The sequence below is a fragment of the Pseudomonas sp. PS01303 genome (assembly GCF_029959385.1).
GTDB lineage: Bacteria > Pseudomonadota > Gammaproteobacteria > Pseudomonadales > Pseudomonadaceae > Aquipseudomonas > Aquipseudomonas rustica.
Genome location: NZ_JASCPK010000066.1, coordinates 17,589 through 31,621, shown reverse-complemented (window position 1 = coordinate 31,621; position 14,033 = coordinate 17,589). Strand labels below are relative to the sequence as shown.

The 14,033-nt window shown below is 57.1% G+C and carries 11 protein-coding genes; 8 read left to right on the top strand and 3 right to left on the bottom strand.

Annotated features, from left to right (window positions below; translation table 11 throughout):
- Window positions 1-107 precede the first annotated feature (107 nt).
- Together QMX93_RS17990 and QMX93_RS17985 are read right to left on the bottom strand one after the other, a co-directional pair.
- The gene (locus QMX93_RS17990; RefSeq protein WP_282357476.1) at window positions 108-1,277 is read right to left on the bottom strand and encodes a catalase family protein; all 1,170 of its coding nucleotides are present in this window, start codon (window positions 1,275-1,277) and stop codon (window positions 108-110) included.
- Window positions 1,274-3,082, bottom strand: coding sequence for a di-heme-cytochrome C peroxidase (locus QMX93_RS17985; protein WP_282357474.1), 1,809 nt, complete (start codon window positions 3,080-3,082; stop codon window positions 1,274-1,276). The genes QMX93_RS17990 and QMX93_RS17985 overlap by 4 nt, the downstream gene beginning before the upstream one ends.
- Before the next feature lie 269 nt (window positions 3,083-3,351).
- Here QMX93_RS17985 and QMX93_RS17980 point away from each other — a divergent pair, with 269 nt between their 5' ends.
- From QMX93_RS17980 to QMX93_RS17945, 8 genes are all read left to right on the top strand, one after another.
- The gene (locus QMX93_RS17980) at window positions 3,352-4,071 is read left to right on the top strand and encodes an FKBP-type peptidyl-prolyl cis-trans isomerase (protein ID WP_053118601.1); all 720 of its coding nucleotides are present in this window, start codon (window positions 3,352-3,354) and stop codon (window positions 4,069-4,071) included.
- 293 nt (window positions 4,072-4,364) lie between these two features.
- On the top strand, window positions 4,365-4,820 hold the full coding sequence (locus tag QMX93_RS17975) for a YkvA family protein (protein ID WP_282357472.1): 456 nt from the start codon (window positions 4,365-4,367) through the stop codon (window positions 4,818-4,820).
- A gap of 112 nt (window positions 4,821-4,932) precedes the next feature.
- Window positions 4,933-5,274 carry a helix-turn-helix transcriptional regulator gene (locus QMX93_RS17970; protein ID WP_053118605.1) on the top strand — a complete coding sequence of 114 codons (342 nt, stop codon included), beginning with the start codon at window positions 4,933-4,935 and terminating at the stop codon, window positions 5,272-5,274.
- Window positions 5,271-5,642, top strand: a complete 372-nt coding sequence (locus QMX93_RS17965) for a hypothetical protein (RefSeq protein ID WP_003223109.1) — start codon at window positions 5,271-5,273, stop codon at window positions 5,640-5,642. The genes QMX93_RS17970 and QMX93_RS17965 overlap by 4 nt, the downstream gene beginning before the upstream one ends.
- Entirely contained in the window at window positions 5,643-6,050 is a 408-nt protein-coding gene (locus QMX93_RS17960; RefSeq protein ID WP_053118607.1) for an SEL1-like repeat protein, read from the top strand.
- Between the two features lie 231 nt (window positions 6,051-6,281).
- Window positions 6,282-11,042 (top strand): RHS repeat-associated core domain-containing protein, encoded by a 4,761-nt coding sequence (locus tag QMX93_RS17955; RefSeq protein WP_282357469.1) that lies wholly within the window; start codon window positions 6,282-6,284, stop codon window positions 11,040-11,042.
- Window positions 11,043-11,051: 9 nt separating this feature from the next.
- Complete coding sequence (locus QMX93_RS17950; protein WP_282357468.1) at window positions 11,052-11,462, top strand: hypothetical protein; 411 nt, start codon at window positions 11,052-11,054, stop codon at window positions 11,460-11,462.
- Window positions 11,463-11,542: 80 nt separating this feature from the next.
- The gene (locus QMX93_RS17945) at window positions 11,543-12,040 is read left to right on the top strand and encodes a hypothetical protein (protein ID WP_282357466.1); all 498 of its coding nucleotides are present in this window, start codon (window positions 11,543-11,545) and stop codon (window positions 12,038-12,040) included.
- A gap of 82 nt (window positions 12,041-12,122) precedes the next feature.
- On the opposite strand, the gene QMX93_RS17940 is transcribed toward QMX93_RS17945, so the two are convergent.
- Window positions 12,123-13,913, bottom strand: coding sequence for a bifunctional diguanylate cyclase/phosphodiesterase (locus QMX93_RS17940; RefSeq protein ID WP_282357464.1), 1,791 nt, complete (start codon window positions 13,911-13,913; stop codon window positions 12,123-12,125).
- Window positions 13,914-14,033: the final 120 nt, after the last annotated feature.

The following is a 14,033-nucleotide window of genomic DNA, read 5'->3' as shown; positions in this document are numbered from 1 at the left end:
GATTTATCCCCGTTGGCTTGCGCAGCGAGCCCAGATTTTAAAAGCGGGGCCGCTTCGCAGCCCAACGGGGATAAATCCCCTCGCCACAGGTTATGTGCATATCTTTTTTAATGCGCGGCATTCTGGCTGTGGCGATAGTCGCTCACCGCTTCATACACCGCTTTACGCAGACGATTGATCCCGCCAATCGGCCGATGCGCTTCGATACCAAACCACGGATTGAACGACAGGTTGTCGCACGCCAGATTCAGCGCTGGGGTATCGAAGTCCTGCGCCGGCAAAGTAATCCGCGCCACCGTCTCGAAAGGCGAGTCCTGCTCACGCCATTCAATGCTGGTGTCCTCAATCGGCATGTACTTGTTGGCATCCTGACGCTGAATCTGCAGGACAAAACACGCCGGCACCCGATCCGTCGATAACTGCTGACTCAAAGCACTGCGCAGAAAATTCGGCAGATCGTGATTCTGTTGAGGCAACGTGTACGCCGGGCAACTGTCCGGATCCGGCATCACCCGAAATTTCGCATTGGCCTCACCGAATTTGTACGGCGAGACCGAAAGATAAGTCGTCTGCGTCGGGCTGTCTGGCGGTGGTGCCAGCGTAGCCAGGGCAATAAACAGATGACGGATCTGCCAGGTGCGTGGATCCCACCCCGGAAAAAACGCCATGATCTTCTTGCCGTCAGCCTGCGCCGCCACATTCTGACGGTACTCGGCGACATCGCTGACAAAGAAGTTCGCATGACTGAACATCACGAAATCCTGTTCGCCTTGCGCCGGTCGATCGCCGAGCAAGGGTTTACCCGACACATCGAACAACTTGATCGCCATACCGCGAGCATCGCGCAGGCTATCGAATTGCGAATAAGCGTTGCCATTCGACAGACGAATCATCGCCTGCCAGGTTTTCCCCGGCTCACTGAACACGCCTTGGCGCAATTGTTGCGCCAATTCCGGCAATACTTTGACTTCAGCTTTCACGCAACCATGCGCTTTGGCATGGGCGTCGCGCAGATAACGCGTGGGCTCGCGGTGTTGATCGACGATGCGCACGGCGGTCTGGATCACGTCCTGCGTCATCGTCGCTTCGCCGGGCGGAATTTGCTCCAGCGCCGACACCGGGCCGCGGTGCTGCCAGGCAAACCACGCCGTCGCGATCGCCCAGCCGAGCAAGCCAATCACCAGCAGGATTAACACGGTTTTGCCAAGCAAGCGCCCCAGCCACAACCAGATTCGGGCGAGCAACGGCAGTTCTTTCTTGAATGTCGGCATCGTCATGGCAATTGCGCCTCCAGTGGGCCGCCCAGCACTTTCAGGTATTCGAGCAAGGCCCAGCGTTCTTCGGGCTGCAATAGTCGGCCAATCACGCCATTGCCGCGTTCGCCGGCGCGGAATTCATGACCGCTGTTGTGGTTGCCACTGATGCGCGTATCGAACAGGAAGCCATTGGTGAACGCTTCGGTGCGATAGCTCAGATGGCGAGGATCGTATTCGAAGGTGCCTTTATAGAAGGTGGTCGCGCGCTCATCCTGCGGCGAGAGCAATTGATAAACGCTTGGCACCGAACCGTTGTGCAGAAAGGGTGGGGTCGCCCAGACGCCAGCCAATGGCCGCGCCTTGTAAGCGACTTTTTCGCGCACGCCGATCGGCAGGCCGAAACCGTCCAGTCGAGGTTTTTCTTCCGCAGTGACGTTGGCTTCGCGGTAGGCGCGGTTTTCGACGAAAGCGGTGACGTACGCCAGTCCCTTGGCGACTGACAGCTGGCTCAGATCCAGCGGTTCGGTGGGCGTCGGGTGCAACTTGACGTCCATTTTCGCCAGCTCTTTCAAATCCCATTGCAGCGCTGTCAGGTCGAAGCGGTGGGTGGCGATGTTGGTGGCGGCGTTCGGGTCAGTACCGATCACATCGAGCGGCAGCATGTGCAAATGCTGCACCCAGCGCTCACCTTCCTGAGTGACGCGCGGCACATGGCAGCCTGCGCAGTTTTCCGCAAACAGCGTGCGGCCCTTGGCGGCCAATGGTTTATCGACGGCGCCGAGTACGTCTTCCGGCCAGGCCGGTGGTTGCAGTTTTTGCAGGGTTTCTTCAATTGTGTGCAGATCGCGCACGCGAACGCTGGAGGCGTAGCGCTCATCGCCTTGCAGCGGTTGGCCGTTGGCGTCGAAGAAATTCAGCGTAGCGCCCACGCCCAGCGCTTCGCCGATATTGCGCGCCATCGGCTGTTGCGCCGAGCCGTTCCACTGCACCCAGTCGAACCTCCACATGTCCCACAACTGCGGGTAATCGACTGGCGCATTGGCCACGCGATAGTTGGCGGGGGAAATCGCATCACCGAAGGTCGCGTTGGCGATTCGACCGAATGCATCGGCGCGCCCCGGGCCTTCTTCGGTGGGATAGAGGCCGCGATGGGTGTCGTTCCAGGCGACTTTCAGAAACGTATCCAGCGAAGTTTTGAAGTCTTTGCGCAGTTGCTCGTGGCGCACGTCGTATTTATCGCCGAGCACGCCTCGGGCGAAGCGTTCGAATTTCCATGGGTTGTAGTAAGTAGCCGTCAGACTCGCGACCAATGCCTGTCCGAAACTGCCGCCGCGCAATGTAGGAACACTGGAAGGCAACACATGCTGCGCGGTGCCGCCGTCGATGCGCACAGCCTGACCTTTAAAACGCAATTCGCCGGTGTGGCAAGCGGCACAAGTTATGTCGAGATATTGCTCGGAAGTAGCGGGGTTTTGATGCCGGGCGAAACCCACGGGCAGGTTGCCGGGATTGTTCGGCGTGGCTTTCTGTTTTGGATCGACCAGAAAACCGAAACGCGCGAGGTACTCAGGGGAGGCGAAACGCTGCTCGGAAAAGGGCAGCTCCAGCGCTTGAAACCACTCATAGCGCAGGCCTTTGACCTGTGTGCCCTGAGGCGTGAAGTAATAGGTTTGCCGCTGTTCTTCCGACCATTGATTCAGGTAATGCACCTGCTCGGCCGGGGTGTAGAACGGTAATTTCGGGTTGGCGACGTAATACAAAACCACGGCGAGGACGAGGCCGAGCAGCACGAAGATCAGGGTCAAAACACGGAATAAGCGGCGCAAGTTAAACATCCTTGTCGAATTATTGCGCTGTTATGCCTGAGGCTATGAGGGTGGGCAAGTGGCCATTACGCCAACTGTTGTGAGAAGTGGCATCAATCGTTGTAGGGCGTAGATGACAGAAGCTTCATCGTGCCTTTAGCCGAATGCGTTTCAATACCTGAACTTATCGCCGCTTTACTGCTCTCATGCCGGTAGCCATTGGTCGTGGCGGCCTGATAAGCTCGCGGCTTTACTCGATTGCCCTTTCGGCGCATGAACAAGGAAATAGCATGAAACAGCATCGGTTGGCGGCGGCGGTAGCCCTGGTTAGCCTGGTACTTGCGGGTTGTGATTCGCAAACCAGCGTAGAGCTGAAAACCCCGGCGCAAAAAGCTTCCTACGGTATCGGCCTGAACATGGGCAAGAGCCTGGCTCAGGAAGGCATGGATGATCTGGACTCCAAAGCAGTAGCCCAAGGCATCGAAGATGCCGTCGGCAAGAAAGAACAGAAGCTGAAAGACGAAGAACTGGTTGAAGCTTTCGCCGCGCTGCAAAAGCGTGCCGAAGAGCGTATGGCCAAGATGAGCGAAGAGTCGGCAACCGCTGGCAAGAAATTCCTCGAAGAAAACGGCAAGAAAGCAGGCGTAACGACTACTGCTTCGGGTCTGCAATACGAAGTCATCAAAAAGGCCGACGGCCCACAGCCTAAGCCGACCGACGTAGTGACCGTTCACTACACCGGCAAGCTGACCAACGGCACCGTATTCGACAGCTCCGTCGAGCGCGGCAGCCCGATCGATCTGCCAGTAAGCGGCGTGATCCCGGGTTGGGTTGAAGGTCTGCAACTGATGCACGTTGGCGAGAAGTACAAACTGTACATCCCTAGCGATCTGGCTTACGGCGCGCAATCGCCAAGCCCGGCAATCCCGGCCAACTCGGTTCTGGTTTTCGACCTGGAACTGCTGGCCATCAAGGATCCAGCCAAAGAAGACGCTGCTGCTGCCAAGTAAGCAGCTTCGGCTTCAACAACAACGCCTCGCTTAAGCGGGGCGTTGTTGCATCTGCAGGTTGGCGGGCGTAAACAGAGCGAACCGATGCCGGTCAGGGGAGTCATAGCTTTGAGGCTGCCCGCGCTAGACGCCCTGAGCCGCCAAGTCAATGAAATATTGGGGTTTTTTATGTGAGTAAAAAACGCCCGATCTGAGCGCGGCCCTTATAAACCGGGGCTCTCAGCGCCGAAATGCAGCTCTGTTCACAAGGTTATCCACAATTTGTGTGGATAACATTTCAACGGGAGGAATAGATGAAAGCTCCGTGGAATTTCGCTCGATTCCTGCCCCTGGCTGGCCGTTTGCTGGCCCGTGGTCGCCTGCCGACTTTATTGTTCGCCGTGGCCAGCAAAGGTGCCGCGCAAGGCAATCGCCTCGGCAAGCTCAAAGATGACCTGCGTTTGCTGCAGGCGCTGTGCCTGGCTTACTGGCGTGGCGAGTACCGCGCAATCAGCGGCAAGGCGTTGGTTTCGGTGGTGGCGGGGTTGATGTACTTCCTCAGTCCGGTCGATGCCATTCCGGATTTTATCTCGGTCTTTGGCATGCTCGACGACATCGCCGTGCTCGCCTGGCTGATGAAAACCCTCGACGAAGAACTCAACGCGTTCCGCCTGTGGCGCAGTCGTCAGCGCCCGGAAAAACTCGCCGTGGCCGAACGCCTGCCCGATACCCCTGAACAACTTCAATTGGAAGGCCCGAAAAAGCCCTGAATAACCAAGACCTGCGATAGATAGATCGCCCCCGCGACCTTAGCCGCTGTTAGGATTACACTTCTAGGGAAAAGTGCCGACTCGCTAAGTGTTGTTGTCCTACGGGGTAGTCATGGATATTCAGATAATTGCACGCGATGGCGAACCCGAATACGCGGTTCTGCCATGGGCTCAATATCAGGCGTTACTCAAAGCAGCAGGTCTCAACGAAACACCGTCGCGTCCGGCCCCAGCGCCTGTCGCGGCCACTTCAGACCCGATTCTTCCAGGTCTGGATCAACTCCGCAGTTTGCGCGAAGGGAAGGGCATCGCCATCGAGGCGCTGGCCCGCACGGTAGGCATCAGCCCGTCTTATCTGGCCATGATCGAAAGTGGTGAGCGTGCGCCCGACGCCGCGATTCGCCGCAGCCTGGCCTGGGAATTGACGGTGCCAGGTTGGAGGGATGAATCGTGAGCGTACGCATCAGTCGTCAACATTGGGACGGGTTGCTGGGGGAGCTGGATCAGGCGCGCCGACAGCGTCATCTGCTGACGTATCGCGCCTTGCTTGAGCGTCTGCAACTGCCGACACCGGCCATGCAAACGCTGACCGCGGCACTTGAGCATTTAGCAGCGCTGGATGCCAAGGCCGAGCAACCGCTGCGCAGTTCACTGGTAATCAGCCAAGGCGCGAGCCGTTTACCGCGCACCGGTTTTTTTGAATGTGTTGAACGTCTGGGGCGTTTTTCCGGGCCGTCCGACGGAGTTGCCGCCGCGTCGTGGCACGCTTCCGAAGTGGTCAGAGTGTTCGAATACGAGTACCCGGAATCGGCGGAGGCCTGAGTGTTTTTACGCCTCAAGGCGCGGGCCAGTTATTGGCTGGCCCGTAGGCTGTTTCATTGGTCGTGGTGTGTTCGCCAGCCGCGCATCTGGCGCTGGATGGAAGGGCAATTTGCGCGCATGGCCAACCTCGGCGATGTCGGCGCGCAAAGCTTCTATGGGCACATCCTGACCTTTCGCGGTGTGGGTCTGGGCGCGCGTGAAGAAGGCGTGCGACTGCTGCGTCTGGCGGCACTGGCCGGCGATGGCAAAGCGGCCTATCAGGTCGGCGTGATCAGCCTCGCCGGCACACCGAGCAAGGCGCCGGATCCAGAGGAGGCTGCGCGCTGGTGGAGCATGGCCGCCAAGGCTGGGCACCCATTGGCCGAGCACAAATTGCAAGAATTGAGTTCGCGCGATTCCAGCCAGTAAATCTCGTCATTAATAAACAGGGCGTGAGGGAAACCTCACGCCCTGTTTGCGTTTTCGCTGTTTGTTTGGCTGTGGGCAAGCGTTTACAGATTAGTCCTACAACCATCGCCTACTTGGCCGACTTCTTTCCTGATTGATACCCCGCACAGTTCCCGCGCCTATTTTTTTGCGCGAGGGAACGCTCATGTTCGACCCGATTAACCCGTCCAATTCGCGCTCTGACGTGCGCTGATGGACGCCATCGCTCGCATCGAGCAAGAACTCGACAGCTTTCCCGCCAGCCTCAGCCTCTACCGCGAACAGCTCAAACACTGGGCCAGCCGTGCTGCGGACAAAGTCAGCCACGCGGCGGATCTGCCGTCGCTGATGGGCATGGAGCGGATCATCCGCTTCGGCGAAAACAGCACCGTTGTCAGCAGTACCGATAACGAGTTTTTCTCCGGCGTCGTCCAGTGCCCGAAGGACGGGCTGATGTTGATCGAGAGCAAGTTCGAGTCGGTGTACGACATTGCGCTCGGCAATATCACCGTCGATGTGATCGCTATGGACAGTGGCGAAGTCACCCCCGTAACCCTTGATGCGCAAGGCAAAGGCTTGTTCAAGGGCACAGCGGGCAAGTTCTATCGGGTGCTGGTGCACAGCGAGGTCACCACGGACCAGGTTGATGACCTGTTTAAAGCCTACGACGGCCTGACCCGTGAACTCGACGGCTGGCTGCGCGGTGAGTGGCAGGGTTTTAAACCGCAGTGGTCGCAGTCGGTGGCGACATCGGCAAGCAACGGCATGCTGGCTGGGAGCTGGGCGGCGATCGAGGGTGTGTGGGACAGCATCGGTTTGCTCTCGGACATTCTCAAGGATCCCGGGGCCTTCGCCGAGCGGTTGGGGGCTGGGGCCACGCAGTTGAAGGAGCTGGCGGAGACGGCTCCCGATGTCATGGAAAAGCTGCAGTTGCTGATGAGCGACGAAGCTGCGCTGTGTTTGCTGCTGCGTACCGCCAGCCTTTGGCTGGAGATGCTGCCGCCCAGCGAGATCGCCGGCAAAACCGCCGAAGCTGCGTCAATGATGATCGTGCAGGTGCTGATCGATGTGCTGATCGGCGTCGTGCTGACGTTTGTCGGTGCGGGTGCCGGCATCGCTTATCTGACGCTGCGTCTGGCTGACCGCGCCGCGCAGTTGTTGTCAGCGTTGACGCGGTTGCTGATGGCGATGTTTGCCATCGTCGAAGGCTTCATCAAGTACGTCGACAAATACAAAAAAGTCGCTGCACGCGGGATTGCCGCCGGGGTGAAAAAAGGCCGGATGCAGTTGCGTTGGGACGCCAAGCGCAACGCCTTGCTGAAGAAAGACGAGCACCACGATGACGCTCCGGATCAGGCGAAAAATCCCAACGGGGACAGCGCTGATTGTGTACCGCGTACCTGCACCAACGGCTGTCCGGTATCGATGGTCACTGGCGAGGAACTGCTGACGCTGACGGATGCTGTGCTCGACGGCGTGTTGCCGTTTGAATTCACTCGGTTGTATCGCACCAGTGCCGTGGAAATCGATGTCGGGCTGGGGTTTGGCTGGAGCCATTCGCTGGCGCATCGGCTGGAATTTGATGGTGACTCGGTTGTTTGGGTCGATCACGAGAATAGGCGCACGACGTTTCCGCTGCCGAGTGTGGAGCGTCCGGCGATTCACAACAGCCTGTCGCGGGCGGCGATTTTTCTTGGGGATGAGCCGGAGGAGCTGATTCTTGCGCTGGCCGGGGAAACGGCGCGGTTTTATCACTTTCGTGCCGGGCGTCTGACGGCGCTTAGCGATGCGTACGACAACCGTTTACGCATCAGCCGCGATCGTCAGGATCGCATCAGTCGTCTCGACAATGGCGCGGGGCGGGCGCTGCAGTTGCGCTACGACCGTGCGCAACTGATCGCGATCGACTATCAGAGTTTTCATCCAGCCGAGCGCCTTGAAGAGGCGTGGCGTACCGAGCAAACCCTCGTCAGTTATTGCTATGACGCGCGTCAGCGTTTGCTCGCGGCGACCAATGCCGCAGGTGAAAGCGAGCGCTACGACTACGACGACGCGCACGTCATCCTGCAGCGACAGCTGACCGGTGGTGCGAGTTTTTTCTGGGAGTGGGAACGGGCTGGCAAGGCTGCGCGTTGTGTACGGCACTGGGCGTCGTTTTCGCAGATGGACACGCGTTACGTCTGGGATGACGACGGCAGTGTGGCGGTGCATTACGTCGATGGCACCGAAGAGGTTTACGTTCACGACGACCGTGCGCGACTGGTGCGCAAGGTTGAGGCCGATGGCGGTGAGCAACTCAAGGCGTACGACGATCAGGGACGGTTGATCGCTGAACAGGATGCGCTGGGGTCTGTCACCGAGTACCGCTATGACGATGTCGGACGACTGATCGCGCTGATTACTGCGGCGGATGCGCCGACTTCCTACGAGTATCGCAACGGTTTCCTGCATCGGCGTTTGCGTGGCGATGCGGTGTGGATTTATCGGCGCAATGCCGAGGGCGACATCACCGAGGCCGTCGATCCTGACGGACAGGTCACTCATTACTACTACAGCGTTCGCGGGCAACTGGTGTCGATCCGGTATCCGGACACCAGTCGGCATTTGCTGGCCTGGAATGATCTTGGCCAACTGGTTGAAGAGACGTTGCCTGAGGGTGGCGTACGGCGCTTTTCCTACGATGCTTTGGGACGGCGGACGACCACGGTTGATCAACATGGCGCCGTTACGCGACAGCAGTGGGACGCCGTTGGCCGACTGGTTCAGACGACTTTTCCTACGGGTGCCACGCGTGGTTATAGCTACGGCGCTTACGGGCAAGTCACCGCCGAGCGTGATGAGCTGGGGCATGTCACCCGGTATGAATACGACGATGACCTGCATCTGGTCTCCCGCCGCATTAACCACGACGGCACGCGGGTTCAGTATCGCTACGACCATGCCCAACTGTTGCTCACGGAAATTGAGAACGAGTCGGGTGAGAAATATCGGCTGGACTACACGCCGACCGGATTAATCCGACAGGAAACCGGTTTCGATGGGCGCCGTACCGCTTACGTGTATGACCTCAACGGGCATCTGCTGGAAAAGACCGAGTTTGGCGATGACGACTCACGTTTAGTCACCGCATACGAACGCGATGGCGCCGGGCGTCTGCTGGTTAAAACCCTGCCGGACGGAGTGAAGGTCAGCTACCAGTACGACAGTCTCGGTCGCTTGATCGGTGTCGATAATGGCCAAAACCATCCGCTGGCCTTCGAATACGACCGCCAGGATCGGCTGATCACCGAGCACCAGGGCTGGGGCACTCTGCGCTATGCCTACGACGCTTGCGGCCAGCTCAAGCGCATGCGTCTGCCGGACAACAGCAAACTCGATTACCACCATGCCAAGGGCGGCGCGCTGACCGCGATCGACCTCAACGGCGCACGCCTGACCACCCATCAGTTCGAATTCGGTCGCGAGCAAACCCGTCAGCAAGGTTTGCTGCACAGCCACTATCACTACGACGAACAGGGTCGCCTTCAGGCCCACGCCGTCAATCAACAATCCAGCCCACTGTACCTGCGCCACTACAGCTACGCGGTCAACGGCAACCTGGCGAGCATCGCCGATAGCCGCCACGGTCAGCGCAGCTATTACTACGACGCCCTCGACCGACTGACCCGCGTCCGCCACTCCCGCGACGAACTCCCGGAAACCTACGCCCACGACCCGGCCGGCAACCTGCTCATGCAGGATCGCCCCGGCCCCAGCAAAATCACAGGCAACCGCCTGTTGATGCAAGGCGACCGCCATTACGACTACGACGTCTTCGGCAATCTGATTCGCGAGCGCCGAGGCACCGCGCACAAACTCGTCACCGAATACCGCTACGACTGCCAGCACCGCCTGATCGGCCTGACTCGCCCTGACGGTAAAACCGCGTCTTACCGTTACGACGCCTTCGGCCGGCGCATCAGCAAAACTGTCGACGGCGCAACCACTGAATTCTTCTGGCAAGGCGACAACCTCGTCGCCGAAAGCAGCCAGAGCGAATACCGCAGCTACGTCTACGAACCCGGCACCTTCCGCCCGCTCGCGCTGCTCGACGGCAAAGGCCCGAAAAAAGCCTGCCCGTTTTACTACCAGAACGACCACCTCGGCACGCCGCTGGAACTGACCGATTACAGCGGGGAAATCGTCTGGTCGGCGCAGTACGACGCCTATGGAAAAGTCGCGGCGGTGACGTTGGCGGCTGAGGAATACCTGGATCAGCCGCTGCGGTTTCAGGGGCAGTATTTCGACGCGGAAAGTGGACTGCATTACAACCGGCATCGGTATTACGACCCGCGCCTGGGACGGTATTTGACGCCGGATCCGGTGAAGCTCGCGGGTGGGTTGAATCAGTACCAGTACACGCCGAATCCCACGGGGTGGGTGGATCCGTTGGGGTTGAACTCCAATTGTCCGCCGCCCAATAGGCCTGGGTGCGAGGTGCCGGGTGGGATTGGTGGGGCTAAGGTTGATGAGGGTGAGCCTGCGCTGCCGGCATTAAAAATCAGCACAGCAGAGAGGGCGAAGAAAGAAATATTAAGGTTAAACGATAGCCAAAAGATGCATATGGTTGGAAAGCACGGGCCGGAGGTGCCAGATGAGAAGTGGAAGCAACGAGCGATCGATGGTACGAATCCAATTACGGGTAAAACACCTAAAGATAGGAACGGTAATCCGAGTTCTAGGTTCTACAATTACGAAATTATGCTTGAGGCCTATGTTCTTGCTACAACACGAGTCGAAAACGGATTGCCGCGTTTTACCGGTAAAGATTCCCAGTTGGCAGATATTGTTAGGATGGATCTACCCGGGGCTGGCGAAGGTTATGTTCCGAATCCAAAGTCAAAAGAGAATCCGAAGTTGATCAAGCTTGATCGCTTTGAAATGAAGTTCGATCGCGTGACTGGAGTTCCTTTCACGCTGTATCCAATAAAATAGGGATGGGAAATGTTTATTGATTCAGATGACGGACTTCCATTTAAACCAAGTCCCTCGTTTTTTCTGGCTGGGCTAGATATTTATGATCGTGAGGAAACGCTAGGAGAAGAGTTGGAGTTGCTTGATCCAGATAATCCCAGTGATAGAGAGGTGATCATTGTTAATTATTGCTTGCCTACTTGGAAGTCTTATAAGCATAGGTATTTTATATATCAGAGTTTGCAGGAAGCCCTTGAGGATCCAATGTACGATTTTAAATCTCTATTTATGTATGATCCAGAAGCCTACTCTTCATTTCCAAGTGGTTGGGATGAGATGCAAGATACTAGAGTTTTTTTTGAGGATGTATTTCGGCTGGCTACCATAGCTTGGAGCAACGACCTCATGAAAGCAGCTGCTGAAGATATTTCTACGTGGTGAGCTGTTCTAAGACTGAGCTCTATGTTTTTAAACTGTGATTTTATCTGTGATCCTCATGATTTGACTAATATGGTGAGTTAATGGTCGGTCAAGAATTGACTAGAGAGCTGATTTGGGCCTGGGCATATCAAGGTGCTGATATTGATATGTATGACAGTGGTGAGGATGGCGATGCAGCGGTTTTTGATGGCGCCGTAAATAATTTCTTTGATTGGGATGAGTTCTTGCTGTTTTCAGCAGACCCAGAATGTTTGGCGAGATCATATTTTGCGGGAAAATTGGCACGTGCACTTGTCAAGCTGATTGCCAGTGCGCCAGACTTTTCATTTGGTTTTCCATCTGTCTGCGGTATTTCCTCTGAAGAAGATTTTTTAGAAAAAACTATGGATCGAAATAGGGAGGTTTATAAGCTTTTAGCTGTTGTGAATAAAATGCGATCTATGAAGGATCCAGCGATTAGATCCCTCTATCGTCAAGTGTTCTATTTTCGAAATGATTCTTATGATGCATCTCGCGAATTTAGTATTAAGTGTGCTCGGAAGCTTGATCTTGGTCTCTTTAATTATGGTGGTACATAATTTCTGATCAGTTTTTTTGGTGATTGGACTGACGCCTTCGCGAGCAACCCCGCTCCCACATGGATTTGTGTCGTTTGAGGGATTAGCGTTGACCCATTAGCTGCGGCTGGTGGAGTTCTATGGTTGTAAGGCTATCCAACAGATGCACGCTATACCCCGGAACATTCTTCGCATGATGCTTCGCCTGGGAAGCCATTTCCGCAAGCTGACTGGCATCAAGCTGTGCGCAGGCCTCGGGGTGTAGATGCACGACGCCAATGGATAGCGACAACAGCGGAAACTCCTGCCGCACGCCTTGGCGGTTCGGTGCGATGAAGCAGCCTGCTTCAAGGTGTTCGGGGCGATAGAAGCGTCGGCATTGGCTCTGGAAATCGTCGAGCAGTTGATTGAGTCGCTTGCGCCAGTCTTCAGGGCCGAGGACTAACAGGAAGTCGTCGCCACCAATGTGGCCAACGAAATCTCGGGTGGGGTCGACGCGTTCATTCAGGCATTGCGCGAGACACAACAACACTTCGTCCCCGCGTCCGTACCCGTAGATATCGTTGAAGGGTTTGAAGCTGTCGATGTCGACGTAGCAGATGACTGATTCTCGACCCTGTTGCAGCAGGCGGGTGAGGCACTGCTGAATTGGCACATTGCCAGGCAGCAAGGTCAGCGGGTTGGCGTAGCGTGCCTGTTGGATTTTCAGTTCGGTGATGAGTTTGAGCACGTCGATCACCCGGCCGAGACCGAGGTAGCTGCCGTTGAGGGTGATGATGAAATCTTCTTCGATCCGCTGACGGGCGCGGCTGGTGATGAGGCGGCTCACTTGCTGCAACGACTGACTCATTTCCACCGCGAGAAAGTCGTCATTCATCAATCGGCTAATCGGTTTACGCGCAAACAAGTCAGTGGCAAACGGTTTGAGCAGCGCATCCGACAAGGAATGGCGATGGACGATGCCACACGGCTGACCCTGTTCGTCGAGCACGGCCAGTGAGTTGAGGTTGGCTTGGCGGCGGAAGGCTTCCAGTACGGTCGCGGTCGGTGTGTCGCGCGCTACGGCGGGTTGGTCGTTGAGCAGGGCGCTGAGGTCGCTGCCTTCGTCATTCAGCGCAACGCTGCTGCTGTCGTGTTTGGGCATCAACGTGCGGGCGTCGCGCGGTGGGTGTTCTTGTGGGCGGCCGAGCAAATAGCCTTGCACCAGGTCGACGCCCATTTCGGTGAGCACCGCGAGTTCTTCCGGCAGTTCGATGCCTTCGGCGATGACTTGCGCGCGGGAGGCTTTGGCGATTTGTAGGATCGAGCCGACGAATTCGCGTTTCAGCGCATCCTGGTGGATGCCGTCGATGAAGTGCCGATCGATCTTCACGTAATCCGGGCGCAGCTCCGACCACAGGCGCAGGCTCGAATAACCGGCGCCAAGATCATCCAGCGCGATGGAGAAGCCCATCGCGCGGTAGTGATGCAGTGCGGTTTGCAGCAGCTGGAAGTCGTCGATGGGTGTTTGTTCGGTCAGTTCAATGACGACCTGGCTGGGTGGAATGCCGAAGTCCTGCAGTAGTTGCAGCGTGCGTCCTGGCTGGTGTGCGGCTTCGAGTAATGACTCGGGCGAGACGTTGAGAAACAGTTTGCCCGGCAGTTGCTGTTCATTGAAACGACGGCAGGCGCTTTGGCGGCAGGCGATTTCCAGTTCACTCAAACGTCCGGCCTGTCGCGCCACGGCGAACAAGGCAATCGGCGAGTGAAGAGGGCTGTTGGACGGGCCGCGTGTCAGCGCTTCGTAGCCGAGAATGCGGCGTTCAGAGAGGCAGATGATCGGCTGGAACAGGCTGTGCAATCCGCTTTGAGTCAGGATCGAGCTCAAGGCACTCAGCTGTTCGGTCGTGGTCATGGCAATCTCTGGCGATAAAAAAAGGACTGGGAGCGCTCTCGTTGGAGAGTGGCTCCCAGTCCTTTATTGCACGACAGAATGATGACTGTTTGATGACGATCCGGGGATCGTCAGCATTAA